Raw genomic sequence first — 26,797 nt, forward strand, 5'->3', positions numbered from 1 at the left:
ATATTCCCTGACAAATCAACGAGATACGCGCACCGCCACCTTGTGGCCCGCTTTTTGCGTTTTCGACCCCTGCAGACGTACACGTGAATGTGCGCGCAAGTTGATCGTCAATCCCGCTCACCGTGCAGTGCCGACGGGCTGATCTCCGACTTCTCCGGCATGGGCAGGACCTGCCCACCGCCGTCTTCTGACTTCTGGCCATGGCGTGTCCCCACGCGTGGCCTGTTCGCTTAGGTTGCATGCCCTATGGACTTCGCCCCGATCAAGTCGTTGTTGATTGCCAACCGTTCCGAGATCGCGATTCGCGTGATGCGGGCCGCCGCCGAGATGAGCATCCGCACAGTCGCTATCTACTCGAAGGAGGACCGGCTCGCGCTTCATCGCTTCAAGGCCGATGAGAGCTATCTGGTTGGCGACGGCAAGAAGCCGCTGGCGGCTTACCTCGATATCGAAGACGTTCTGCGGATCGCCCGGCAGGCAAAGGTCGACGCGATTCACCCGGGGTATGGTTTTCTGTCCGAGAACCCGGACTTCGCCCAGGCGGTCATCGACGCTGGCATTCGCTGGATCGGGCCATCGCCTGAAGTCATGCGGATGCTCGGCAACAAGGTGGCGGCGCGTAATGCGGCCATTGCGGCGGGTGTGCCCGTCATGCCGGCGACCGATCCGCTGCCGCTCGATCTGGCCGAGTGCAAGCGCCTGGCGGCCGGCATTGGCTATCCGTTGATGCTCAAGGCGAGCTGGGGTGGTGGTGGCCGTGGCATGCGGGTACTGGAGAGCGAACAGGACCTGGAGCCTTCGCTGGCGGCGGCCCGTCGCGAGGCGCTGGCCGCGTTTGGCAACGACGAGGTGTACCTGGAGAAGCTGGTGCGCAACGCGCGCCACGTCGAGGTGCAGATCCTGGGCGACACGCACGGCAATCTCGTGCATCTGCACGAGCGTGACTGCACGGTGCAGCGGCGCAACCAGAAGGTTATCGAACGCGCGCCTGCGCCATACATGGATGCGGCCGGTCGCGCGTCACTGTGCGACGCGGCGCTGCGCCTGATGGGCGCGGTCGGCTATTCGCACGCCGGCACGGTGGAATTCCTGATGGATGCGGACACGAACAAGTTCTACTTCATCGAGGTCAATCCACGTATCCAGGTGGAACACACGGTCACCGAAATGATCACGGGGATCGACATCGTCAAGGCACAGATCCGCGTCACGGAAGGCGGCCGGATCGGCATGACCGAAGACACGCTCGACGAGAACGGCGATATCACCACGCGCGCGGCGGGCGTGCCGCCGCAGGCCCAGATTCCGCTCAATGGCCACGCGCTGCAATGCCGGATCACGTCCGAGGACCCTGAGAATGGCTTCCTGCCGGACTATGGCCGTCTCACCGCGTATCGCAGCGCGGCCGGCTTCGGGGTGCGCCTGGATGCCGGCACCGCCTATGGCGGCGCGGTGATCACGCCGTACTACGATTCGCTGCTGGTCAAGGTCACCACCTGGGCGCCGACGGCCGCCGAGTCGATCCGCCGCATGGATCGCGCCCTGCGCGAGTTCCGCATTCGCGGGGTGTCCTCCAACCTGCAGTTCCTGGAGAACGTCATCAACCATCCCGCGTTTGGGAGCGGTGACGTCACCACGCGCTTTATCGACCTGACGCCGGAACTGCTGGCCTTCACCAAACGGCGTGATACCGCCACCAAGCTGTTGAGCTATCTGGGCGACGTCAGCATCAACGGTCATCAGGAAATGACGGGCCGCGCGGTGCCGCAGTTGCCGCTTCCGAGGCCAGTCCTGCCGGTGGTTGACACCACCAGACCGCTTCCCCTCGGCACGCGCGATCGACTGCGTGAACTGGGCGCGGAGAAATTCGCAAGCTGGATGCTGGATCAGAAGCAGGTGCTGCTGACCGACACCACCATGCGCGATGCGCACCAGTCGTTGTTTGCCACACGGATGCGTACGGCAGACATGCTGCCGATCGCGCCGTTCTACGCCAGCGAGCTGTCGCAACTGTTTTCGATGGAGTGCTGGGGCGGCGCCACGTTCGACGTGGCCTTGCGCTTCCTGAAGGAAGACCCGTGGCAGCGCCTGGCGCAACTGCGCGAGCGCGTGCCGAACATCCTGTTCCAGATGCTGCTGCGCGGCTCGAATGCCGTCGGTTACACGAACTACGCGGACAACGTGGTGCGTTTCTTCGTCAAGCAGGCCGCCAGTACCGGCGTGGACGTATTCCGCGTGTTCGATTCGTTGAACTGGGTGCGCAACATGCGCGTGGCGATCGACGCCGTAGGCGAAACCGGCGCGCTGTGCGAAGGTGCGATTTGCTATACGGGCGATCTGTTCGATGGCTCCCGCCCCAAGTACGACCTGAAGTACTACGTGGGCATCGCCCGCGAACTGCAACGCGCTGGCGTGCACGTGCTCGGCATCAAGGACATGGCGGGTATCTGCCGCCCCCAGGCCGCTGCGGCGCTGGTCAAGGCGCTGAAGGAAGAGACCGGGCTGCCCGTGCATTTCCACACACACGATACCAGCGGCATTTCAGCGGCATCGGCACTGGCTGCCATCGAGGCGGGCTGCGATGCCGTCGACGGCGCGCTGGACGCGATGAGCGGGCTCACGTCGCAACCGAACCTGTCGAGTATTGTCGCCGCGCTGGCCGGCAGCGAGCGCGATCCCGGACTCAGTCTGGACCGCCTGCACGAAGCGTCGATGTATTGGGAGGGCGTGCGCCGCTACTACGCGCCGTTCGAGTCCGAAATTCGCGCTGGTACTGCCGACGTCTATCGCCACGAGATGCCGGGTGGCCAGTACACGAACCTGCGCGAGCAGGCTCGCTCGCTTGGCATCGAGCATCGATGGACCGAAGTGTCGCGCGCCTACGCCGACGTCAACCGGATGTTCGGTGACATCGTGAAGGTGACGCCTACGTCGAAGGTGGTTGGCGATCTGGCGCTGATGATGGTGGCCAACGATATGACGGCAGCGGATGTGTGCGATCCGAACAAGGAGGTGGCATTCCCCGAATCCGTGGTGTCGCTGTTCAAGGGCGAACTGGGCTTCCCGCCGGATGGCTTCCCGGCCGAGCTTTCGCGCAAGGTGCTCCGAGGTGAGCCGCCCGCGCCGTACCGTCCGGGCGACCTGATCCCGGCCGTCGATCTCGATGTCGTCCGCGCACAGGGTGAGGCCGCCTGCGAGCAGCCGCTCGATGACATGCAACTGGCGTCGTACCTGATGTATCCGAAGCAGACGGTCGAGTACCACGCGCATGTGCGCGCCTATAGCGATACATCGGTGCTGCCGACCCCGGCCTATCTGTACGGGCTGCAGCCCCAGGAAGAAGTGGCCGTCGACATTGCGGCGGGCAAGACACTCCTCGTCTCGCTGCAAGGCACTCACCCCGATGCCGAAGAGGGCGTGATCAAGGTCCAGTTCGAGCTGAACGGCCAGTCGCGCACGGCCCTGATCGAGCAGCGCAGTACGGTCAGCGTGGCCACGGCCCGACAGGGCCGCCAGGTTGCGGATCCCGAGAACCCGTTGCACATCGCCGCGCCGATGCCGGGCTCGATCGTGACCGTGGCGGTGCAGCCCGGGCAGCGTGTGGCAGCCGGCACGACGCTGCTCGCGCTGGAGGCGATGAAGATGGAGACCCACATCGCGGCCGATCGCGACGGCGAGATCGCTGCCGTGCACGTCAAGCCTGGCGACCGCGTGGCAGCGAAGGATCTGCTGATCGAGTTGAAGGGTTGAAGCGTTGAAGCGTTGAAGGGGGCGGGCGTTAAAGGGAAGGGCATTCGGCCAGACGCAAAAAAGGCCCGCCAAGGCGGGCCTGCAATGACGAAGGAAACCTCCGTCGTGGAGCGTGTCTGGTATGTGCTTGCCGATCAGAAGCGATGGCGGATGCCGATGATCGCGCCGAACTGGTTCTGGCCCGCACCGACCTGTTCGGTGGCGGCCGTCAGCGTGGTCGCGTTGGCGTTCAGCGACGGGCCGAAGCCGGAAAGTCCCATAGCCGATCCGTTGCTGTTCTGGGCGTAGGCGGCAATGGCGTAGAGGTCCGTACGCTTCGAGAACGCATAGGTACCCGAAAGCACGAAGCTGTACGGATCGCCGCTGCTGTTGCGCACGTCGGTGTAGTAGGCTGCGCCGGTCACGGTGACCGCAGGCGTCACCTGGTAGCTCGCGCCAAGCCAGTACAGGTTGGTGCGCAGCGAGCTGGTGGCGAAATCGCCGTAGTACCAGCGGTAGCCGGCAAAAGCCCGACCTCGGCCGAAGTTGTAGCTGGCGCCGATGCTGGCGCGGCGCTCGCGATTGTCATCGGTAGCAACGGTGCTGCCGCGCACTTCGTCGTAGACCACGCGCGCCGACAGCGGTCCCGCATCGTAGCCGGCCGCGGCCGACCAGTTGCGGCCAGCCTTGTAGTCGCCCGGAATCTCGCCACCGGCCTTGCTGTCGTAGCCGGTGCTGTAGAACAGCCCGTAGTAGACCGCGCCAAGCTTGCCGGTCAGCTTCAGCGAGTTGTCGGCCCGGCCCGACATCCACTTGTCGTGCATCAGCACCGAGTAGCGCGTGGCGATGGCCATCGGGTCATACGTGAGCGAGAAGTCATAGAGTACGGTCTGATGACGACCCAGCGTCAGCGATCCGTACTGGTTCTGCAGGCCCACGAATGCCTGGCGGCCGAACAGCCGGCCGGCCTGGTTGGCGTTGCCGGTGTCCAGGTCGAAACCGTTCTCCAGCGTGAAGATGGCTTTCAGGCCACCACCAAGATCCTCGCTGCCACGCAGGCCCCAACGCGAGGTCGACAGGTTGCCGGCCGACAGGCGGACAACGCTGTTGCTACCGCCGGCGGTGTTCGGTACGTGGGTCAGGTATTCCACGCCGGCATCGACGACGCCATAGAGCGTAATGCTGCCGTCGGCGTGGGCCGTGGCGGGCAGGGTGGGCAGAATGGCCAGCGCGGCCAGGCAGGTTATACGGGTCTTCATGCTTCGTGATCCTTGTTATCAGACGCACGCACGCCTCCTTGCGGGCTCGGGCGCGGTGCGGCGTCAGGAATGTAACGAGAGGAGACGAAGCAAAGAAGAGTGGAATTGGTGACAGTTTGTTCGTGGCTGTGAACAATGCCAGGGGCGTGTTGAAGGGAGAAAGGATGTCCAATCTGGTTGCGCGATGAAGGTGCCACACCTTTTCGCGGCCATTGGCGCGCTTTCCGATCCCGGTGGACGGGTCACCAAACCGTTTCAGTTTTCCGTTCAGGAGTAGCGCTGGCTCGATCAGGCCTATCGACGAATTGCCATACCACGTCGAGTCGCAGCATCATGCGCGGCGCGTCGACGCCACGCATGACTCTAAAGATGTTCGTTACTTCTTCAGCAACGGGCATTGCGACTTCGAAGGCGGAATGAACGCCTGGTCTCCAGGCACCGTGGCCAGTAGCTTGTAGTAGTCCCACGGATACTTCGATTCCTCGGGCTTCTTCACTTCGAACAGGTACATGTCGTGCACCATGCGGCCGTCCTCGCGGATGCGTCCGTTCTTTGCGAAGAAGTCGTTGATCGGCGTGGCTTTCATCTGCTTCATGACCGCCGCGGTCTCGTCGGTACCGGTTGCCTGCACAGCCTTCAGGTAGTGCGAGACCGATGAGTAGACACCGGCCTGGCTCATGTTCGGCATCTTCTTGACCTTCTCGAAATAACGGCGTGACCACGCGCGCGTGGCGTCATTCATGTCCCAGTAAAACGCCTCGGTCAGCACCAGACCCTGGGCGGTCTTCAGGCCGATGGCATGGATGTCGTTGATGTAAAGCAGCAGCCCGGCCAGCTTCTGATTGCCATTGCGTGTCAGGCCGAACTCGGATGCGGCCTTGATCGCGTTGACAGTGTCACCACCGGCATTGGCCAGTCCTACCACCTGTGCCTTGCTGGCCTGGGCCTGCAGCAGATAAGAGGCGAAGTCGCTCGTGTTGAGAGGATGCCGTGCGGCGCCCAGCACGCGGCCGCCGGCCTCATTGACCACGGCGGTGGCCGATTGCTGCAGTGTATGGCCGAAGGCGTAGTCGGCCGTCAGGAAAAACCACGTTTTGCCGCCACGCTCGACCATGGCGCGCGCGGTGGTGTTGGCCAGCGCGTAGGTGTCATATGCGTAGTGGACGGACACGGGCGTGCACAGATCATTTGTGATGCGCTCCGTGCCGGGGCCCGAGAACACCACGATCTTGTTCTTTTGCTTGGCGACGTCCAGCACGGCCAGCGCGGGCGCCGATGCGGCCACGTCGAGGATCGCGTCCACGTGGTCCTGATCGAACCATTCGCGCGCCTTGTTGGCGGCGATATCGGCCTTGTTCTGGTGATCGACCACCACCAGTTCTATCTTCTTGCCAAGTACCTTGCCGCCGAAGTCGTCGATCGCCATCTGCGCGGCGGCGGCACTACCGCGCCCGGTGACGTCGGAGTACAGGCCGCTCATGTCGAGCAGTAGTCCGATCTTGACGATATCGTCGGAGATACCGGGCTTGGGTTGCGCGTGGACGTGCGCGGCCACGCTGGTGAATGCCGCCGTGACCAGTACCGCGGCAGCGAGCTTTTGTGCTTTTGTTTTCATGCGTCTCCTCCTTGGTGTTCGGGTGTCCTTCCGGGTTCTTCTGGCTTTTTCCCCTCGCCCACGCGAGGGAGAGGGGAGCAAGTCAGACTGTCGCGATCGGCGTCGTCGGCGATCCCACGGCACCCGGCAGCCTGAGCGGTGGCGCGGTCAGCATGAAGCGGGTGCGACGATGCGCGCGCAGCCAGTCGGCCAGTTCGCGCAGATACCAGAGTTCGCCGAGCGGCAATCCCAACTTGAACAGGCAGTGATGATGCAGCGGCAGCAGCGGGTGGGTTTTCGCGTCGGCCGGCGCCGGGCGTGCCGGATAGCGTTCGACGGCATAGTTGTCCGCGATCAGCGCGGCGATGCCGGCATCGGTGATCCAGTTGAGCAGGCGGTCGTCGCGCCCATCCAGGGCGCAGCAGCTGTGGTGCAGCACATTCTCGTCGGGCTCGCGTTGCATCGACAGCACCACCTCGGCAAAGCCGGTGCGCAGCAGCAGCATGTCGCCGCGTTCCACTTCCACCTGGTGTGTCTCCATCGCCCGCATCAGGTCTTCGTAGCCCACATTGCGGTATCCGGTGCCGTAGACGTCGGCCAGATCGACCAGCACGCCTCGGCCTTGCATGCCCTTGACGGCGAAATTCTCGATGCCGAGCGCATCGGCATGGCTGCCGTGGCCGTGGCCGCAATCGTGGGCTTCGAAGTGGTCATCCTCGGCGTAGTCCACGGGTCCAACGATGTCGGCATTGGCCCGGTAGCCGTTGTAGTAGACCCGTTCCGGACGGCCATCGCCGTCGGCGTCGAACAGCGCGCCAACGTGGGCCAATGAGTCCCACTGCGTCGAATACTGCAGACACAGCAATACCTGATCGTCGCTGATCACATCGGTGGCGGCAGGGTCCACCTTGGCCAGCGGGAAGTTCAGATAGGGGATGTCGTCGCGGAATGTCGGGCGCAACTGAGGCGGGTGGCGTCGCGGATTGAGCTTGTTGCCACCGGGGTAATCGAGCGGTAGCGAGAGGCAGAAACTGATGCCTGCCTGTATCTCTTTCGCCCCTCTGATCACCTGCTCGGGCCCGATCAGATTGACGCGGCCGAGTTGATCATCCGGCCCGAATTCGCCCCAGTTGGAGCCTTCTGGACGCTGCTTCCAACGCATGCTTCGTGTCTCCTCTTGTCGGATTGATGCTTCGCCTTGATAACCGGCATGGTCTCGCCATGTTGCGCGTTTATAGACGAAAAGGCGACGCAAGATCATTTTGCGTCGCATCAAAACTATGCGGAGGGATGGCAGCGCAGGGCGGAATCCGGGAGGCCCGGAAAGCAAAACGCCGGTCTCGTGGACCGGCGTTTCGGCAAGGTGACGGTGCTTGCAGCGTCTGTGGCGCGTCAGGTGGGGTGATCTTCCGCGCGAGCGCCAGCTGCGGAGTCGAGTAGTTGTTGCTGCTTGAGCAGCGGGTCATTCTTGAGTACCCAGCGGGCACCGAAGGCCAATGCAACGATGCAGGCCAGCATATACGCAACTATCGCAGTGAGAGTAAGCATGATCTTCACAGGAAGCGGTTGCGACCGCATTGCCAGCGTTCGGAACATGATTCGATCATGTAAACGTGGCGGGCCGGATGGGAACGGATTGTATGTGAGAGAAGACCTGAATCCGGCCGGAAACCGCCTGAAATTTTCTGTATGCCGATCTAAGCGCATTTAATATCGGCGAAATATACGGTGTGCGGAGCTCCGGAAGCTCCGCGGCGGGGCGGCGAGGCTGCCGTCCCGCGACCCATCCGAAGTCAGAGGAAACATCCCATCTGGAACTGCGTCGCCCGGGCGGCGTTCACCGCCTCACGGTAGCGGTCTGCCCGGCTCCAGTATTCGGTGTGCTCCATGGCCCATTCCGTGCCTCGGATCTGGTAATCGAGAACGCGGCACTGGTTCCAGAACACATTCATCAAGCGCCAGTCCTGCTCGGCGTCACGTTCGTCCCAAGCCTGGATCTGCTGCGAAATCTGCGCCTGATGTTGCAGGTAGTCCATCTCCGCCTGTCGCGCCTTGGGTGTGGCGCGGGGGACGGTGACTACGCTGCCGCGCATGGTCCGCGTAGTGTTGGTGTAGCCGGCGGGGCATGAGGGCGTTGCCGTATAGAGCGTGTCCTGGCTGCTTTCACACTTGGTGACGGCAGTCGCGGCGCCCGCGCCTGTAGCGGTCAGCGTCAGCAACATCACGGCAAGGAGTCTGGACATGATGGCGCCTCCGATGCATCTCAATGCCATCAATGTAGGCAGCGCGCCGGCGTACCGCCAAGACCGGCGTGGTATCCAGATATTTCAAGCGATGGTGGCGGTTTTGCGGCGCCGCAGCAAGATGCCTGCCGAGCCGTTACAGCCCGCCCGGCAAGAGGTGCCAGATACCTTCCACCTCGCGTGCCAAGCCGTCGGCCTCCAGCTTGCGCAGATGTGCCAGCAGCGAGCGTTGGGCGATCGGGTGCTTGCCCGGAGGCACGTCGTCGTAGACGCTGGCGAGCAGCGTGGCGAGATCCGTCGGGGCCAGCGCGCGCAGCGCGTTCATGACCTTGGCTTCACGTTGCTGGCGATGCCGGATCAGCAGGCGGATCGCGTCATGCGGCCGGCCCATCAGGAAGCCATGACCGGGGGCAATCCACTCGATGTCCTCGTCGAGCAGCGCCCGCAGGGACCCCAGGTATGCGCGCATATCGCCATCGGGCGGGTTGATCACGACGGTCGAGCCCTGCATCACGTGGTCGCCCGTGAACAGCGTCTTCTCTTCCTCGAGCAGATAGCAGAGATGGTTCGACGCATGGCCTGGGGTGTGGACCACGCGCAGCGTCGTCTGGGGCCCAAGGGCGATACGGTCGCCGTGCCGCGGCATGTGGTCGGGCGCGAAGGTCGGGTCCTGCCGGTCAGTCACTGCCGTGACCAGCCCGATGACGGGCGCGCCCGTGGCGGCGCGCAGTCGCACGGCGCCCGGCGAATGGTCCATATGCGTGTGCGTGGCGAAGATCCATTTGACGGGACCAGGCGCGGCGGCCATGACGGCGTCGAAGTGGGCAGGATCATCGGGACCCGGGTCGATCACGGCCCAGGTGTTGTCCGCTCCGGCCACGAAGTACGTATTGGTACCCGGCCCGGTCATGACGCTGCCGTTGTTGGCCGTTACGCGCCAGACGCGATCGGACAGTTTTACGGCATGGCCCGGCTCCAGCGCGTAGCGGCCGTGCCCGGCGCCATCGGGGTCGATGCGGGAGATTTCCGCATACGGTGCCTCTTCCGGCATCACCGGGCGCTGGCCCTTGGGTCCGCTCGCCAGACGTGGCATGACCAGAGGGATATTGCGCTGCTGCTGCGCGAAATCGAAGCAAGTCTGCGCGTTCTGGAAATGCGCGATCGACTGCAGGATCTTGCGCGTGGCATTGACCAGCGTGAAATTGCTGGCCGGGTCGATAGCCTCGGCCGGACGCAGCCAGCGGTGCTCCACGGCTTCCACACCGTCGTGGAGAGCGGTCTGGCCAGAGGGCAGCATGGCCATGAAGAAGCGCGTGTCGAAGCGCTTGGGCAGTCCGGGTGGCGTGAGCCAGTAGGCGCTGTACGCCAGTCGGTCGACGGCCAGCCGCAACCCCAGCATCTCGCAAACGTGCGCCAGCCCCTTGCCACCGTAGCCGGCCGCCTCGCGCAACTGGCGGCGCACGCTTTCCGCCAGACTGTCGAGTTGCACCAACTGCCCGCGTGTGTCGTAGGCGAACAGCAGGTTGGCTTCCTCGAACGCTTCTCGCACCGCGCATAGGTAGTAGTCGAGTCCGTTCGCCGCGACGCTGAGCCGCGCGCTGGCGGCTGAGTCCTCGAGTCCGCTGCACAGGCTGTGCAACGTGGCGTCCTGCGGGTCGAGCGTGCCGCCGGGAAACACGAAGGCGCCGGCGCTGCGATCGTCGTCGCGCTGCGGGCGGCGCATCATCAGCACCTCCATGCCGCGTGTTCCGTCACGCAGTACGAGCATGCTGGCGGCGGCGCGCATGGCCTTGGAACGGGCAACCGGGGAAGTGGGATCGGGGAGGGTGGTGGACATGATGGACTGCGCGGGAAGTCTCTGCGGATTCTTGTTCTAAGTCGCCAAGCATACCTCAGCGAATGTGCCCGAAACCGTGCAACTAGGGAAGTTACTGGGGAAACAGCGTCATTTGCCCAGTCAGCAATGTCTCGAAATCGTCGTCCAGAAACGGCAGGATCGCATCGGCAATCGGCTGCAACTGTCGTGTGACGTAGTGCTCATAGTCGATTGGCGATGCGCGTGTTTCCAGTGGTTCGGGGCCGGCCACCGTCATCAGGTAGCTGATCCAGCCGCCACGCTGGTACTGGCGCGGCCTGCCGTGCAGTACGTTGTACTCGTCGGCGATGCGTGCCGCCCGTACGTGCGGTGGCACGTTGCGCTGGTATTCGTCGAGCTGGCGGCGCAGGCGCTTACGGTAGATCAACTGCTCGTCGAGTTCGCCGGCGAGCGTGCGGTGGACGGTGTCGCGCACATAGTCCCGATAGGGCTCGCGGTTGAAGATCTTCGCGTAGAGCGTCTGCTGGAACTGCTGCGCCAGCGGTGACCAGTCGGTGCGCACGGTTTCCAGGCCCTTGAACACCATCTCGGCCGTGCCGTCGGCGCGCATCACCTGGCCCGCGTAGCGCTTCTTGCTGCCGAGATCGGCGCCACGGATGGTCGGCATCAGGAAGCGCCGGAAATGGGTCTCGAACTGCAGCTCGAGCGCGGACTCCAGGCCGTAGGTCTGCCACAGATGATCTCGCCACCAGTCGTTCACGTACGCCACCAGGCTGCGGCCGATCTGCGCGGCGTCGGCCTCAGACCTCGCGCGACGCAGCCACACGAACGTCGAATCGGTGTCGCCGTAGATCACCTCGTAGCCCCGCGCCTCGATAAGCGCGCGCGTCTGGCGCATGATCTCGTGGCCGCGCATCGTGATCGACGACGCCAGTCGTGGGTCGAAGAAGCGGCAGCCGCTGGAACCCAGCACGCCGTAGAACGCGTTCATGATGATCTTGAGCGCCTGCGAGAGCGGCTTGTTCTTGTCTCGCTTGGCGGCTTCGCGGCCCTGCCACACGCGCGCGACGATGGCCGGCAGGCAGTGCTTCGTGCGTGAGAACCGCGCGCCCCGGAAGCCGGGCACCGATTCGGCATCGTCAGGGTGGGCCAGGCCCTCGACCAGTCCGATCGGGTCAATCAGGAACGTGCGGATGATCGACGGATACAGGCTCTTGTAGTCGAGCACGAGCACCGATTCATAGAGTCCGGGGCGGGAATCCATGACAAAGCCACCAGGGCTGGCTTCCGGCGCCTTCTCGCCAAGACTAGGCGCGACGTAGCCTTGCCGATGCATCAGCGGCATGTAGAGATGCGTGAAAGCCGCGACCGAACCGCCACTACGATCCGCCGGCAGGCCGGTCACCGTCGCGCGTTCCAACAGGAAGGGAAGCAGCTCCGCTTTCTCGAAAATGCGCGTGACCAGTTCGCAGTCGCGGAGGTTGTAGCGGGCCAGTGCCGGCTTGTCTTCGGCGAACATCCGGTCGATCGCATCCATGCGGTCGTACGGGTTGTCGATAGCCTTGCCTTCGCCCAGCAGCGTCCGGGCCACGGATTCGAGACTGAACGACGGGAAGTTCCAGGTGGCCGAGCGAAGGGCCTCGATGCCGTCGATGATCAGCCGGCCCGCCGCTGCCGCGAAGTAGTGCTGCTGCTGGTTGTGCTCGCGCCACTCCAGTTCCGCGCCGCCACGACCCAGGCGCAGCGGAATCTGGTGCTGGCGCGCGTGTTCGCGCAGCACACGCAGGTCGAATTGCACCAGATTCCAGCCGATGATCGCGTCGGGATCGTGGCGGGCCAACCAGTCGTTGAGGGCCTCCAGCAGCAGAGGACGGGTTGCGTGGTACTCGAGCGCGAAGTCGATATCCGCCGCCGGTTGCGCGGGGGTGGGGCCCAGCATGTAGACCTGCCGCTCGCCACAGCCCTCCAGCGCGATGGAATAGAGTTCGCCGAACGCATTAGTTTCGATGTCGAGCGAGACCAGGCGCAGCTTGGGCCGGTAGCCGGCCGCCGGCTTCATCTGGGCGTCGCGCAGCACGCCGTCCGCCCCGGGCTGGCCGTCGAACCAGACCGGGGCGGTGATGAACCGCTCCATCAGATAGCGCTCTGGCGGGCGGACGTCGGCCTCGTAGACGCTGACGCCCGCGTCGCGGAGCGCCTTTTCAATCCGCATGAGCTGACGGTGCTGGTCGCAGTAGATCCCTGTCACCGGGCGTCGCTGGAAGTCCTGCAAGTTCAGCGGGCGGAACTCGACATCGCGCTCGCCACGCAGCAGCGCCTCGGCCGTCTCGCGTTGCGCGGCCGGTATGAACGCCGTGGATGGCTGCCGGGGCAGGCGCAGTCGGCGCGGGCCCTCATCGGTGGCGAGCCAGAACTCGACTTCCGTGCCTGCGGGCGTGTCGCGCCAGTGACGGGTCAGGAGAAAACCCTGCTGTAGTGCCAACTTCGAAACCTTCGGGGGCCTGTATCTGGCGGGAATTCTAGCGGACGGACCGAACTTAAATCACAACACGAATGATTTCACTTGCCTGAGGCGCCAAACGTGGGTGATATCGGCGATTGTGAACGGCTAGGCGGATGCATGGAGATGATGGATTCACTGATACCACGGGGAGTGAAGCGAAGCAGCGGCGGCAGGGTGCCCGTCGCGCTATGGATCGCGCTGCTGTGGTGGCTGACCATGCCTTTCGCCACGTGGGCTGCCGAGGCGTCCACGTCACCTGCGGCGCCGCCCGCTGATCTGGTGCTGATGAACCTGCCGGTGGTGACGCTACGCGCGGAACTTGGTGGCACGCCACCCGCGGTGCGGGTCGCCCGCGCGCAGGAGCGGTTCGACAAGCTTGACCGGCGCGAGCTCGGCGAACCCGTGACCCAATTGCCGGGCCGACTGGGCAACGTGTCCGGCGTGGCAGTGCAGGTCGGTAACCGCATCCTGTTTTCGGTCGTCGATGGCGACCTGGACCCCGAACAGCCAGGGCAGACCGTGGAGTCCGTGGCTGCCACGGCCGCCGCGCAACTCCAGACTGCGCTCGATGCCCGCCGCGACCAGTTGCACTGGCCCACCATACTGCGTGGCACAAGCTACTCGCTGGCTGCGTTGCTGCTCCTGCTCGGCCTGTTGTGGTCCATCGCGCGCGGCCGTCGTCGCCTCGATCTGATGCTCCGCCGCGCGCTGGAATCACGCTTGCGCACACGGACGTCGGGTCGTTTCGACTGGTCCGGCGCGCTGCTGCAGCTTGCCAACAGCATCGCGCAGATCGTCGGCGCGGCGCTGATCGCGCTACTCATCTTCCTGTGGCTCGATTTCGCGCTCGAACAGTTCCCGCTGACCCGGCCGCTGGGCCAGCGCATGGGGGCGTTCCTGCTCGGCCTGCTGGGGCATGTCGGCACGTCCATGCTAGACGCCGTCCCGGGGCTGGTGACCGTGGCGGTCATCCTGCTTATCACACGTGCCGTGCACAAGCTGGTAGCCGCGATCTTTATTGCGGTGCAGCGGGGCCAGGTCACGGTGCCCGGCATGCACCCGGAAACCGCCGGCGCTACGCGGCGCATCGCGTCGACCGTGGTCTGGGCGCTGGGGCTGACGTTTGCATACCCGTACATTCCGGGCTCGCAGAGCGATGTATTCAAGGGCCTTTCGGTGCTGTTCGGGTTCATGGTGACGCTGGGATCGGCAAATATCGTCAACCAGATCATGAGCGGCATGGTGCTGGTGTATTCACGCGCGCTCCGGCGCGGCGACATGGTCGATATCGGCGGCACGATCGGCACAGTGACGTCACTGGATTCGCTGTCGGTCAAGATCGTCAACGTGCGGCGAGAGGAAGTGACGCTGCCGAACGCGGTGGTGGTCGGCAGCGCGATTCACAATTACTCTCGCCGGGGTGGTTCGGAAGCGAATGTGGGCGCGCTGGTCTCCACGTCGGTCACCATCGGCTATGACGCGCCATGGCGCCAGATTCACGGCATGTTGATCCGCGCGGCCGCCACCGTGCCGGGGCTTGGCAACAATCCGCCCCCTTACGTGCTTCAGCGTGGTCTGCAGGACTTCTACGTCGAATACGAACTGTTTTGCTCGATTGACGACCCACGGCGGCGCTTCGAGCTTCTATCGGTCCTGCACGCGGCGATCCAGGACGAATTCAACCGCAACGGGGTACAGATCATGTCCCCGCACTACATGGACCAGCCCGTCGCTCCGGTGGTGGTATCGCCAGACAATCAGTACGCGGCGCCAGGCGCGGAGAAGACGTAGCCGTAGTCACTCAGCCCGTCAGCGCGGGGATTTCAGCAAGGCGCCATGGAACACGACTGGCCCGCTCGGCCCATCCGGATTGGTGGACCCGCCGAGTGGCTCGATGCTGACCGCCAGGGTCGGCACGTTGGCGGGCAGCGTGGCCAGCGGCAGGCGAACCTGGCGCGCGCGGCCAATCACGCCCAGCGACTGAGGCTTGCCATCCACGGGGAGCGCCCAAAGCTGGAGGACCTGCTGGTTTGTCAGCGTCAGGTCGTCGAGCCTGCGAACCACCAGGGCGGGGCCGGTTGGATCCCAACTGACCAGCATGGCAGCCCGGGATTGTTGCGACTGCAGCAAGGCAACCACTGTGGAGGGACTCGGCCGTCGCTCGGGCCCGAGGCCTATGGTGGCAATAACGGCGATCAGCGCGATGACCGTCATCGCCGCCGTGGCGCCTCGCCAGAAGCTCGCGGCCTGCCAGACGTGACGCCAGCCAGTCGTGCGTGTCGGCTGTGCCTCGGCGGGATCGGCTTTCCAGCCTAGCCGTCGCTCGATGCCGCACCAGACGGCTTCTACGGGAACGGCCCGCGCTTGCAGCTCGGCCACCCCAGCCAGTCGTGCCTGCCAATGGGCAATCGCCACGCGCACGGCGGGCTCCTGGCGCGCCATTTGCTCCATGCGACGGCGCGCGCCACCGCGCAGCACGCCCAATGCGTACTGGGCGGCCATGCGGTCGAGCAGGTCAGGGTGGCGCACAAGATTCATGGCGTGGCCTCCAGGCAGGCGCGCAGCTTCTCCAGACCACGGCGGATCCACGATTTGATCGTGCCCAGCGGCACGCGCAGCCGCGCGGCCAGTTCGGCATGGCTGAGGTCCTGCAGGTAGGCCAGCACCACCGCCTCGCGCTGCTGGCCGTCCAGGCGCTGCAGGCAACGGTTCAGCGCGCGGGCTTGTTCGCTGGCCTGTGCCAGTTCGACCGGACCATCGTGTTCGTCTTCGAGATCGGCTTCCGGGGTGTCCTCCAGGGACGTGGCCGATGCCAGCCGCGCCACATGCGCCCGGCGCAGGCAGTCGAGCGCCCGGTTGCGCACAATCGTCGTCATCCACGTCATCGGAGCGGCCACTTGCGGTCGGTAATCGGCGGCGTGGTGCCAGATGCTGACAAAACTCTCCTGCACCACGTCCTCCGCCCAGTCACGCCTGCGAGTGATACGCAGCGCGAGGCCGAACAGTTTCGGCACGACCTGATCGTAAAGCGCGCGCAGCGCCAGCCGATCCCCCAACGCCACCCGGCCGAGCAATACATCAAGCCCCGTGGGTGCGTCGGGCAACGAAGAAGGAGGTTCCGGGGACAGGGCCACGCGGCACTCCAGGCTGATGGGGTTGGCGGGATTATAGGCAGCAGGGAGTCAGCGGTGCATCCGCCGGGTGGATGGCTGCGTATAAGCCGATAACGCACGGGCAATGTGTTTCGCCTGCCAGCGTTCATCGCCCAAATCAAGGAGGGTTCCCATGAAAACCAAGCCTGACCTTTCTTTGCCGTTCGCCGGCTCCGCCTGCGACGCCGACCTTGCTCCCGATCTGGTCCGCCGCGGCTGGCTCAAGGCACCGGGTGCATTCGCACTCGGGTCGCTGGCCGTGATGTCGCTTGGCGAGGCCATGCCCGCCTGGGGGCAAACGCATTCCACCAGCACGAAGGACGACATCAATATCCTCAACACGGCACTTGGCCTGGAGTACCAGGCGATCGCCGCGTACCAGGTGGGCGCCGAAAGCGGGCTGCTGCAGAAGCCGGTGCTCGACACCGCCGTCAAGTTCCAGACGCACCACAAGGCCCATGCGGATGTGCTGGCCAACACGGTGATGAAGCTGGGCGGCACGCCGGTCAAGACCCGGAAGGCCAGCGAATACAACTTCCCGGCTGCGGATCTGAAAACCCAGGCCGATGTCCTGCGGTTCGCCGCCGGGCTGGAGAAGGGCGCTACTGCTGCCTACCTGGGCGTACTGCCGAGCTTCCACAACCGGGAACTCGCCAAATCCGCCGGCAGCATCCTTGGCGATGAGGCCATGCACTGGGCGATTCTGCTGAGTGTGCTGGGCGAGGACCCGGTGCCGGGGGCGTTCGTGGGTTGACGAGGGAGCGCGAGTGAGTGGCCCGACCAGTCACAGGTTGCGCGAGCCATCTCACGTAAAAGGGGCGGAGGATCTGTCGCGTGGAAAAGCGCTACGCACCTCCTGATTGGGTGCAGGCGGCCTGGGCACTACTGAGCCACGCGCCCGTTATTACTTTTACCTTCGCCCCCTTCTTCCTCCGACCTGGATTGCATATCCCCGTTGTACCAATCCACGCGGCGTGTCACCGTCATAATGCTGGCCAGCACCAGGAAGAGCAGGGTCGAACCCAGCAGTAGCGCGTTGTCCTCGGAAACCAGAATGCCGTACAGCGCGCCATACAGCGCCGCAATCAACGCCGCGAAACTCGCGCCTCGGCGCCAGCTGTGGAGGACGAACGTCAGGTAGAAGGCGAGCAGTCCGATGCACGCGGCACTCGCGGCCAGATAGGCGAGCAGGAATGTCACGTGCTCGGAAAGGCTGACGAGCATGAGGAAGAACAGGGTCAGCGCCAGTCCAACGAGCAGGTACTGGATCGGATGAATCCGCAGTCCCTTGATCTGCTCGAATACATAGAAGCCGGCGAAGGTCAGTAGTACGAACAGCAGCCCATACTTGATGGCACGCTCGACGCGTACATAGCCGTTGACCGGATCGATCAGCGTGACGGAGATGGACTCCGCGGCGTTCGCCGGGGCGGTCACGGCTGGTTGCGTACGCTCGCCATTCTCCATGGGCAGAAGGCGCTCTCGCACGTGGGTGTTGAGCGCGTTGACCGACCATTCGGCGCGGAAGCCACTGGCGTCCACCGTGCGCTGGCGTGGCAGGAAGTCGCCATCGAAACTGGGGTGCGGCCATGCGGATCGCATACTGAACGTATTCATGTCCGCGACCGGCGCGAACGCGATGGAACGGCTTCCAAGCAGGGAAAGCGTGAGCGAGAACGGCACGACGCGCGCGTCGGCGGGCTTGCCGGCCGCACCGCGGAGGTCGAGCTCCGCATGGAGCCCCTGGCCCAACCCGTTGAGTTGCGCGCCTTGCTCCATTTCCAGCGACTTTCCGGCGAGTTGCATGACCGGCGCCGCAGCAAGGCCGCGCATGTCGGACACGCCCAGTGCCACGAACGGCTCGCCCAGTTCGAAGCGGACATGCCCGGCGGATTTCTCGAATGCGGTGGCCGCCTTCAGGTCAGGCAAGACGAAGGTGCCCGTCCACTGGCTCGCCGCCTCATAAACAATCGCCTTGTGGATGCCTCGGTACCGTTCGCTGGGCTTGATCTCGGTTTGAACCTGGAGGGACTTCGGGAAGACCAGCAACTGTCGCGTGGCCTCCCGGTACTGCGTCTGTGTCTTGCGGCCCTTGGCATCCTTTGCTTCGGATTCCACGAGGACTTCCTTGTAGGGCAGGACGATGATCGGGCCAGTCAAGGTTTGCGGGCCGGCATAACTACGCCAGATGCTTTGCTCGGCGGACTCCTGGAGCTGGCTGCGCTCCTCCACTAGATTGAAGACCATCTGCAGGGCGGCCCACAGCACCAGGATCAGGCCCGCCGCGACCAGAATCTTGTAGGGGTACGAGCGAAAGTTTTTCATGACTGTCTTGCGAGTGAAGATGCAGCAAGACTAGCGATCGCGGGTGAGGAGGGCGTGTGGTTGGCGTGAAGCCGTTGTGAAGGCTGCGCTCCGTCTTTCGCGTTACGTCATGTGTTGCGCGTCATGCGGAGATGGGCAGGACCATCACGGCGCTGGCGCCACCGCCCTCTCTGTTGGTAACGGTAGCGCTGCCGTGGTGCAGCAGGGCTACTTCGCGAACCAGACATAGGCCAAGCCCGGTGCTGCGCTCGCCGCCACCGGGGCGGGGCAGGGAATAGAAGCGCTCGAACAGCCGCGAAAGCGCGTACTCGGGGATGCCGGGCCCTCGGTCCTCGATCCTGAGCGTGATCTGATCCTGATGGGGGCCGGGTTCCAGGACCACGTCGACGTCGGTCCCCGACGGCGCGAAATCCAGGGCATTCTCGATCAGGTTGACGATTGCCTGCCGCAGCAGGAACACGTCGCCGGAGACGTCGAAGGATTGTCCCTGCGCCGGTGGCTGCCAATGCAGGCTTACGCCGCGTTGGCGCGCCCGTGGCTCCAGTGACGCAAGAATATGCTCGATCTCCTGCGCCAGCCGCACGGGTTCGCGCTTCTCCAGACGCTGGCGTTGTTCGACTTCGGCGAGTGCCAGAAGCTTGCGGATCAACAAATCGAGCCGCTGCGCCTGACTGCGGATATTGCCGAGAAAGCGTTGGCGGTCTGCCGTCGGCATGTCCTCCTGAAGCAGTTCCGCCGCGCCGCCGATGGCGGCCAGCGGGCTCTTCATTTCGTGCGTCAGCGTGTGGATATAGTGCTCAACGTACTGCTTGTCTTCCAGACGCACGCGCATGGTTTCCACCGCTCGGCCGAGTTCCGCGAGTTCGCTGGCGCCGCGCAAGGGCATCTCGGCGCGCTCGCCGGCCGCGACGGCCCGAGTATAGCGCTGCAGCTTGCGTAGCCCGTACACGAGCCAGAGCGTGCACACCAGTCCAATGACCGCGGCGCCGCCGATCAGCAACAGCCCGTACATCAGGATAGTCCGCTGACTGCGCGCGATGAACGGCGCCACGGTCTGATTCGGCTTGGCCACGGTCAGCACGCCGATGATCCGTTCGCCGTCGCGGATCGGGGCTGCCACATACATGATCGTGCTGCTGTCGTCGTTGGGGTCGGAGGGTGTGCTGCGAGCGCCATACTTGCCTTGCAAGGTCAGGTAGACATCGTTCCACCGGGAGTAGTCTTGCCCGACCGCCGCGCCGGACGAATCGAAGCGAACGATGCCACGATCATCGGTGATGTAGATGCGGTAACCGACGGCACCCTTGTGCATCCCCCACACGCTGGCTTCGACGGGCTGCTCATGCAGCCGCGCCAGATGATTCGCGAAACTGCCGTCGGAGAGATGACCGCTCTTGAAATCGTCGGTGGCCAGCACGGCGAGGACGTTGGCGGTGTCCACGAGGGTATCTTCCATGGCCTGACGCACGCCAGGTTTTACTTCCTGGACAAACACGCGCAAGGTCAGGAACGCTGCCAGCCCGACGATCAGGAAGAAGCCGAAGAAGATGCGCAGGCCGATATGCATGGAATGCCCTTATCTTCCTTATCGTGATTCGAGTGAGTAGCCCATGCCGCGATGGGTCCGGATCGGGTCGCCAGCGGGGGCGATCTCGCGGAGCTTGGCTCGGAGCGTCTTGACGTGCGTGTCGACGGTACGATCGACCGTATCGAGCGAATCGTGCCAGACCAGATCCATGAGCTGCGAGCGGGCGAAGATGCGCCCCGGGTGTTGCACCAGAAGCGCCAGCAGGCGGTATTCGTAGCGGGTGAGGTCCAGCCATCGGCCACGATAGGCCAGGCGGGCGCCGTCGGTGTCATGGACGAAATCGGCTTCCTCCTGGGCCATTGGCGATGGGTGGGGTGAGTCGCTGGCGCCCTTGGCGCGACGGAGGATCACGCGCACGCGAGCGGCAAGCTCACGTGGCGAGAATGGCTTTACCACGTAGTCATCCGCGCCAATTTCGAGCCCGACGATGCGGTCGATTTCCTCGTGCCGGGCAGTCAGGAAGATGACGGGAACGTCCGAAAACGTCCGCATCGAGCGGCAAACCTCAAAACCGCTGATATCTGGCAGCCCAACGTCGAGGATAACGAGATCGGGGCGTCGTGATCGCACGCGATCCAATGCCTCACTCCCCAGCGTGCAAGTCTCGACCTGCATACCTTCCGTGCGTAGGGCGTACAGAATCGTGTCCGCAATGGCTGATTCATCTTCCACTACAAGTACGGCTGGCTGTTTCATTACACAAGTCTCGCTATCAGGTTTAAATCTCTGCCGCGACGCCGCGTTTGTGGAAATAGATGCGTTCCGCGACCCATCGCAAAGGCGCCGAATGCAACAGGACATCGAACGCCCAATCCGACTGGAAATGGTCGAACGCCCAACGTAGCAGCCGCTTGGTCCGAAAACGCGGCGCGCTCTGTTCGGCCACCTGCTCTGGCGTTGCGGCGCCGGTCCGAAGGTGCGCCGCAATGGCCCGCCCGACAGCTTCGCCATGCCGCCACGCCGCGTGAATGCCGCCGGCCGTCACCGGCGACACGATACCAGCCGCATCGCCCGTTAGCAGTACGCCATCCCGGGCCAACGGATATACCGGGCCGCCACAGGGTATCAGGCCGGCACGGGTGGTGGTCGGTGCCGCGTCCTCCGGTACACCGAGCAGGTGCCGGACACGCCGAAGAAAGCCGTCGATATCCGGCGCTGCCCGACGCCGTGGCGCATGGCGCAGCGCCAGGCCAGCTTGCACACCGGTGGGATTCTGGGCCACCCAACCGATATACCCAGGCGCGAAGTGCTTGCTGGCGAAGCAATGCAGGGCATCTGGATCGGAGAGTTGCAGGCCGGCAAACTCGTATTCGACGCCGTAGAGGAAGGCGTTACCTTGCCCGAGTCCGGCGATCTGGGCCACCCTTGACCTCGCGCCGTCGGCACCTACCAGGTACCGCGTGCGGCCGACGCCCGGCACGGACCATCCGGCACCGGATCGTGACGCTTGACTGAAAGAGGTGCCGAGACGCAGGTCGACCCCGTGATTTACCAGCTCCGAGGCCAGCCAGCGCATCAGATTCGGCGTATCGGTGGTGAGAAAGTAGTAACCGGGCGCCGCCAACGCGAGGCTGCGCAGCGCCGGCGAATAGAGGTGAACCTTCTCGATGCGTCGCAGGCAATCGGCAGGAGCGCGGCCGAGCCATGTCTGCTCGGCCGCCTCCTTGACCAGGATGCCAGTGGTGTGAAGCTTGCTCCCGGGGTCTGTCTTTCGCTCAAGCACTACCACGCGCAATCCCGCGCGTGCCGCAGCCAGCGCGCAGGCAGCGCCTGCAAAGCTCGCGCCGACGATTACCACATCATGGTCAAAGTCCTGGGTTCGCGTCGCCATCTCGGTTCCTCTTTGGTGATTGGATGGCCGGGAGTATCCAGTGCGTGGGTGAAGGCAGGATGAGGTGAAAGTGAAGGGGGGAGGGTGCCGGGCACTTGGCACGAATTTGTGAAGTGGAGTCTACGCTTCCACGTCAGCATATAGCGACAAGAAGGCGATACTGGATTTGTTGAAGCCGTACTGCAATCTTCATGCTGTTGGCTCAGGAGGTTGGTGCTCGGCGGCGTTGGTGGGCGAACTCGCGTTCGCGCTTGGCAAAACCTTTCCGCGCCGCACGCCATCGATCTCGGCGATCAGTTCCTTTTCACTGGGCATCGGATCACTGTCAAAGCGCAGGAGTCTGTCGCCCGCGAAGTATGCGGTCAGTCGTCGTTGCTGCACGATATCGCGACGACCACGCCGGAAGGTGAAAACATAGTCCCAGCGATCTGCATGGAAGACATCGGTCAGCAAAGGCGTGCCAAGCAGGAAGCTCACCTGATCCCGGGTCATGCCGGGCCTGAGCTGGGCGACCGCCTCACGCGACACAAAGTTGCCCTGTTCGATAGTGATCTGATAGGGCGTGATGGCGTGTGCCAAAGAGAGTGAGCCGCGGTCATAGGCGGCGCAGCCGGTGAGCAGAGCCAATGCGATCCCATAGGACGCGGCGCGAGCGTAGTTGGAGGACATGTGTAGCAAGTTCTGTTCTGGCGGACAGCGCTCCGTCAGAGATAGCGAGAGACCAGGATGATGGCGGCCGGAATGCACACGAACACCGTGCTCAGAACGCCGCCAAATGCCCCGCCATGTTCGTCTGTGCTCGTTTTTCGCGAAACGAACCACGGCACAAGTAGCGCGCAGAGGAGGACGGCAACGGGCGTGACGTTGAGTAGGGCCAGCATATCGTCCATGGTGAGGCCCGCGGCGTGGGTTCTGACTCTTCCAGTATTGGTAAACGGCCGAGCCTGGAAACTCGGAAATTTCCGATTCATCGGATGAAAGGGTGGGCGGTCAGCCCGATGTCGTCCAGCCGCATGTTGTCGATGAGCGGATGACTGGGTAGCCGTAGGCTCGGCGTTTGATGACCCTGATGGTGTTGTTGATACCCTCGACCACGCTGGTATTGAGCGGATGCCCGCATCGGGCGAGGGTGCCGTGCCAATAGGTCTGCAGGCGCTGGCCGAACAACGCCATGGCCGGAATCTGACTTTGCCTTGTCTGGGTGCACCAACGTTCCCAATCCTTCTGGGCCCATGCCGGACGGCGGTAGAACCACAGGCGCTTGAGCGCGGGGCAAAGTACATTGCCGCAGAACTACCAGGATGCCCTGGAGGGGGTGATCGCCGCCAATTGGAGGTAAAGCGAAGGCTGGCTACTGCTTGGCGGCTGGCCGGCCTCGTCCCGCACCCCGATAGCTGTAGCCGTGATCGGCATACGTATGACATGGCAGGTGTCATGTGGAGCACAATGCAATCTCAAAGCAATGCGTCAGGCAAAGCGAGATGCTGCGGTAAAACGGAAAGGGGCGATCAATGGGACTCTTGGTGAATGGTGAATGGCAGGACAGGTGGTATGACACTACCTCCACCGGTGGCCGTTTCGTGCGTAAGAATGCGGCTTTCCGCAACTGGGTCACATGCGATGGCGCGGCGGGTCCCACTGGTATAGGTGGATTCCGCGCGGAGGTGGGCCGCTACCACCTCTATGTCAGTCTGGCTTGCCCTTGGGCACACCGGACACTGATCATGCGCGAACTCAAGGGGCTGGAAGACATGATCAGTTTTTCGGTCGTGCACTGGCTGATGCGCGAGGAGGGCTGGACCTTTGCCGACGGCCCTGGGGTGATACCAGACTCCGTCAGTGGCGCGCGCGTGCTGCATCAGGTCTACACATTAGCCAACCCAAATTACACCGGGCGGGTGACCGTGCCTGTGCTGTGGGACAGGCAGCAGGCCACGATCGTCAGCAATGAATCGTCGGAAATCATCCGTATGATGAACAGTGCATTCGACAGGCTTGGGGCGAGGCTAGGGGATTACTACCCGCTTGATCTGCGCGCGCAGATCGATGCCATCAACGCGCGGATCTACGACACCGTCAACAACGGTGTGTACAAGGCAGGTTTCGCCACCTCTCAGGCGGCCTACGAGGAAAGCGTGCGGTCGTTGTTCGATACGCTGGACTGGCTGGAGGCACAGCTTTCCCAGCAGCGCTGGCTGGTCGGAAATCGTTTTACCGAAGCCGACATCCGGCTCTTTACCACACTGATCCGTTTCGACGCCGTATATGTAGGGCACTTCAAGTGCAACCTGCGCCGAATCGTCGACTATCCAGCCTTGTCAGCCTATTTGCGGGATATCTACCAACGGCCAGGCATCGCAGGCACGGTCGATTTCCTGCACATCAAGGGCCACTACTATGAAAGCCATCGGATGCTGAACCCCACGGGGATCGTGCCGCTGGGTCCAATGCTTGATCTGTCCTCGCCGCATGGGCGAGAGCGGTTGGGGCAGGACTGACAGTTTGCTTTCGGCTGTCGCTTGTTCGGGCGGACGGCATTGCGCGCGACAGGCCTGTATTTTATGCATGGTGCAGATGACCGCGGTGGCGCATTGCCCGGTCGCGACCGCCATAAAAGGCCCGCCGGCGACCGGGGAACCTCCGGTGGGTGAAGGGCGCGGCGGTCTTGCGGATGATCCACGCCGATCGCAGCCCGCTGCATTGGGGCGCGGGAACTGTACGCTTGCGCATGCTCATTCCGGATGGCTCAGATTCGGCGGTCGGCATCGGCATTGGGTGGCCGGCATGGTGGTCTCCCGCAATTGGTCTGCTCGAAATAACTGAGAAGAGCCAATGGGCACTGTCACGTTGCGCGTGATAGCACCCGCGTGACACATTAATTTCTCATGGCCGTCGCCAAGTCCGCAGGCGGCTGGCTGCCTTCGTGTACCGCACGTGCCGCGCGCCCGGTGACCTGCAGATACCAGTCGCCCGGAATCTGGCAGCCGTCCAGCGCTGGTGTAACCATTTCCACTCCGGCTGGGAGGGCGTTCGGGTCAGCAAGTGTAGGGAGCAGCGCCGTACCTTCATCCATTTCGTCGAACATTGCCACGAAGATGCCCGTCCTCCCTGCGCTCAAGAGGTTCGTCACCTGATGCCATAGGAAGCGCCCACAGTTGCGAGGGATCTCATTCAGCGGTCTATCGGTACCTCGTTGATGCATCAGGTTGTGCCAGGAGAAGCCGGGAAACACCACGGGAAGGTATTCAATGCCAAGCCGCTGTGTTTCCTCCCTGTCAGGTATGACGAACGTTTCCAGAAAGGCATCGGCATTTACATCGTTGTCGAAGCTACCTACGCTCCACGGACTGATTACGTCATAGCTGCGATAGATCTGGCTCCAACTGGCATCGGATTTGGAACCCGCGCCCAGCGTCCGCCACGCTTCGGGCACACCACCGATTAGTGTTGCCGCCAGTAGTCCGCCGGCCCCGATGTGTAGATCGGAGATAAGCTGTGAGACGAGGGCAGGGTCGCCTGGACGATCGGGAAAGCCAAATCCCCATAGCTGCAGTACGGGGCGATCACGATCCCTGAGATAAGCGGTGCTGGCTGTCAGTTTCAGGTCGTTCACAACATGACGCCAGTCCGTCCGGATGGCGTCGGTGACCGTGGCGGCATCCGCGCCCGAAACGTCATAGGTAATATAGAAGACCCGTCCACTCGCTTGCGCAGCATGCATGGCATTCAGCAACACCGTATCGCTGCGCGCTCGCTTGACCGGGTCTGTCGTCTCCGATACAAAACGTTGTACGGCCGCGCCGTCGATCCCGTAAGTGCGCATCCACTCGAAATGCAAGGCCACTACTTGCGGGTTCTGTGCCGAATAAAGTAGCAGCGGCGCGCCGCTGCGGACAAACAGTCCGGTGTTGCACAACTGATTGGCCGGCAGCGCCTGCATATCGGGCAACTGATCCACGGTAAGCGACCCAGGGACAATGGCACCGACAAACCAGTGCTGCCAGAACAAGTTTCCCGATGCGTCATCACCCGGACAGCCATACCATCCTTGGTAACCAACCAACACAAGAGCCGAAAGGGCGCCTGCTGGCTGCTGCGTAGGCTGCGCGGTTTGAGCCGGCTGAGTTGGCGTCGCTGAAGGAGTTGGTGTAATGGTCTGGCCTGAGCCCGATCCCCCATCACACGCAGCCATTACGCCGGCAGCAAAGCACATTGCCCCAAATCGCGCCATGGCCCGCAGCAGTTCGTTCCAATGTCTGTGGTCTGCCATATCTGCACAAGCTAAGAGTGAGATCATCGGCCACGCACGCTAGTTGTATGTCACGCTTACTAACGCGCTGGCGAATCCGGGACCGGAGGTAACGAAAAGCGTGCCGCCATTCGGTCCGATGCGCTGGGAGGTTCCAGGAAGAAGGGCGGTGGCCGCCCCTTTGGCATCTAGGTAGCGAAGCGTCAAAGGCGCATGTTCGGGCAACCCTTCGACCTGCAGCTTGGCGCTTGGCCGGTTGGAGGGCGAACTCGAAAACACGAGATCGGCCCCGGAGGTTTCCAGTGCGGCCGTCCTGACGATTGCCGCTGGAACGGCACGTATCTCATAGGGTGGCGCAACGATGCGTCCCGAGAAGCGAATGACTCCGCTCTCTGCATGGCTTGCGACGGGCAGCGCGCAGATGGACAGCAACAGCGCGCCCATACGGCGTGGATATGCAATCAGTCGATTCATGTCAGCCCCTTGCTCTCGGCATTGCCATTGGCGT

Annotated in this window: 21 protein-coding genes and 1 pseudogene; 4 read left to right on the plus strand and 18 right to left on the minus strand. The window is 63.5% G+C overall.

The genetic code is table 11. The annotated features are described in order from the left end of the window. Positions 1-246: 246 nt before the first annotated feature. Entirely contained in the window at positions 247-3,750 is a 3,504-nt protein-coding gene (locus tag RMET_RS08240) for a pyruvate carboxylase (protein ID WP_011516366.1), read from the plus strand. 134 nt (positions 3,751-3,884) lie between these two features. On the opposite strand, the gene RMET_RS08245 is transcribed toward RMET_RS08240, so the two are convergent. From RMET_RS08245 to RMET_RS08275, 7 genes are all read right to left on the minus strand, one after another. Then, complete coding sequence (locus tag RMET_RS08245; RefSeq protein ID WP_011516367.1) at positions 3,885-4,988, minus strand: porin; 1,104 nt, start codon at positions 4,986-4,988, stop codon at positions 3,885-3,887. 376 nt (positions 4,989-5,364) lie between these two features. After that, positions 5,365-6,603: an ABC transporter substrate-binding protein gene (locus RMET_RS08250; protein WP_011516368.1), complete on the minus strand. Its 1,239-nt coding sequence runs from the start codon at positions 6,601-6,603 to the stop codon at positions 5,365-5,367. Positions 6,604-6,685: 82 nt separating this feature from the next. Continuing rightward, positions 6,686-7,744, minus strand: coding sequence for a cyclase family protein (locus RMET_RS08255; RefSeq protein ID WP_011516369.1), 1,059 nt, complete (start codon positions 7,742-7,744; stop codon positions 6,686-6,688). 230 nt (positions 7,745-7,974) lie between these two features. Next, on the minus strand, positions 7,975-8,130 hold the full coding sequence (locus RMET_RS08260; protein WP_223277318.1) for a hypothetical protein: 156 nt from the start codon (positions 8,128-8,130) through the stop codon (positions 7,975-7,977). Positions 8,131-8,375: 245 nt separating this feature from the next. Then, the gene (locus RMET_RS08265) at positions 8,376-8,825 is read right to left on the minus strand and encodes a hypothetical protein (RefSeq protein ID WP_011516371.1); all 450 of its coding nucleotides are present in this window, start codon (positions 8,823-8,825) and stop codon (positions 8,376-8,378) included. A gap of 136 nt (positions 8,826-8,961) precedes the next feature. Then, positions 8,962-10,662, minus strand: coding sequence for an MBL fold metallo-hydrolase (locus RMET_RS08270; protein ID WP_011516372.1), 1,701 nt, complete (start codon positions 10,660-10,662; stop codon positions 8,962-8,964). Positions 10,663-10,753: 91 nt separating this feature from the next. Next, positions 10,754-13,123, minus strand: coding sequence for a DNA polymerase II (locus RMET_RS08275; RefSeq protein WP_011516373.1), 2,370 nt, complete (start codon positions 13,121-13,123; stop codon positions 10,754-10,756). A 171-nt stretch (positions 13,124-13,294) separates the two neighbouring features. Here RMET_RS08275 and RMET_RS08280 point away from each other — a divergent pair, with 171 nt between their 5' ends. Continuing rightward, positions 13,295-14,935 carry a mechanosensitive ion channel family protein gene (locus tag RMET_RS08280; protein WP_231138481.1) on the plus strand — a complete coding sequence of 547 codons (1,641 nt, stop codon included), beginning with the start codon at positions 13,295-13,297 and terminating at the stop codon, positions 14,933-14,935. A gap of 18 nt (positions 14,936-14,953) precedes the next feature. Here RMET_RS08280 and RMET_RS08285 read toward each other — a convergent pair whose 3' ends face one another. Both RMET_RS08285 and RMET_RS08290 read right to left on the minus strand, forming a co-directional pair. Then, positions 14,954-15,682 carry an anti-sigma factor gene (locus RMET_RS08285; RefSeq protein ID WP_011516375.1) on the minus strand — a complete coding sequence of 243 codons (729 nt, stop codon included), beginning with the start codon at positions 15,680-15,682 and terminating at the stop codon, positions 14,954-14,956. After that, a complete protein-coding gene (locus RMET_RS08290; protein ID WP_011516376.1) occupies positions 15,679-16,278 on the minus strand; it encodes an RNA polymerase sigma factor in 600 nt (199 codons plus the stop codon). Before RMET_RS08290 ends, RMET_RS08285 begins: the two co-directional genes overlap by 4 nt. Positions 16,279-16,429: 151 nt before the next feature. Here RMET_RS08290 and RMET_RS08295 point away from each other — a divergent pair, with 151 nt between their 5' ends. After that, positions 16,430-17,050 (plus strand): ferritin-like domain-containing protein, encoded by a 621-nt coding sequence (locus RMET_RS08295; protein ID WP_011516377.1) that lies wholly within the window; start codon positions 16,430-16,432, stop codon positions 17,048-17,050. Positions 17,051-17,178: 128 nt separating this feature from the next. Here the strand turns inward: RMET_RS08295 and creD are convergent, their stop codons facing one another. The 7 genes and pseudogenes from creD to RMET_RS32145 form a co-directional block, all read right to left on the minus strand. Then, positions 17,179-18,621, minus strand: a complete 1,443-nt coding sequence (gene creD / locus RMET_RS08300; RefSeq protein ID WP_011516378.1) for a cell envelope integrity protein CreD — start codon at positions 18,619-18,621, stop codon at positions 17,179-17,181. A 121-nt stretch (positions 18,622-18,742) separates the two neighbouring features. Further along, a complete protein-coding gene (gene creC, locus RMET_RS08305) occupies positions 18,743-20,188 on the minus strand; it encodes a two-component system sensor histidine kinase CreC (protein ID WP_011516379.1) in 1,446 nt (481 codons plus the stop codon). Between the two features lie 18 nt (positions 20,189-20,206). Continuing rightward, a complete protein-coding gene (creB, locus tag RMET_RS08310; RefSeq protein WP_011516380.1) occupies positions 20,207-20,905 on the minus strand; it encodes a two-component system response regulator CreB in 699 nt (232 codons plus the stop codon). Between the two features lie 22 nt (positions 20,906-20,927). Then, the gene (locus RMET_RS08315) at positions 20,928-22,040 is read right to left on the minus strand and encodes an NAD(P)/FAD-dependent oxidoreductase (protein WP_029309879.1); all 1,113 of its coding nucleotides are present in this window, start codon (positions 22,038-22,040) and stop codon (positions 20,928-20,930) included. A gap of 189 nt (positions 22,041-22,229) precedes the next feature. Beyond that, positions 22,230-22,709: an outer membrane protein assembly factor BamE gene (locus RMET_RS08320; protein ID WP_080710348.1), complete on the minus strand. Its 480-nt coding sequence runs from the start codon at positions 22,707-22,709 to the stop codon at positions 22,230-22,232. 35 nt (positions 22,710-22,744) lie between these two features. Further along, positions 22,745-22,930 carry a hypothetical protein gene (locus RMET_RS08325; protein WP_011516383.1) on the minus strand — a complete coding sequence of 62 codons (186 nt, stop codon included), beginning with the start codon at positions 22,928-22,930 and terminating at the stop codon, positions 22,745-22,747. Between the two features lie 100 nt (positions 22,931-23,030). Next, positions 23,031-23,306, minus strand: a pseudogene (locus RMET_RS32145) (transposase); the annotation flags it as partial. Positions 23,307-23,551: 245 nt separating this feature from the next. On the opposite strand from RMET_RS32145, the gene RMET_RS08335 reads away from it, so the two are divergent. Then, positions 23,552-24,538, plus strand: a complete 987-nt coding sequence (locus RMET_RS08335) for a glutathione S-transferase family protein (protein WP_011516385.1) — start codon at positions 23,552-23,554, stop codon at positions 24,536-24,538. Between the two features lie 377 nt (positions 24,539-24,915). On the opposite strand, the gene RMET_RS08340 is transcribed toward RMET_RS08335, so the two are convergent. Both RMET_RS08340 and RMET_RS33540 read right to left on the minus strand, forming a co-directional pair. Beyond that, entirely contained in the window at positions 24,916-25,998 is a 1,083-nt protein-coding gene (locus tag RMET_RS08340; protein ID WP_152560209.1) for a glycoside hydrolase family 71/99-like protein, read from the minus strand. 351 nt (positions 25,999-26,349) lie between these two features. Then, positions 26,350-26,763, minus strand: coding sequence for a hypothetical protein (locus RMET_RS33540; protein ID WP_152560208.1), 414 nt, complete (start codon positions 26,761-26,763; stop codon positions 26,350-26,352). Positions 26,764-26,797: the final 34 nt, after the last annotated feature.

Origin of the sequence: Cupriavidus metallidurans CH34, from assembly GCF_000196015.1 — a bacterium.
Taxonomy (GTDB): Bacteria; Pseudomonadota; Gammaproteobacteria; order Burkholderiales; family Burkholderiaceae; genus Cupriavidus; species Cupriavidus metallidurans.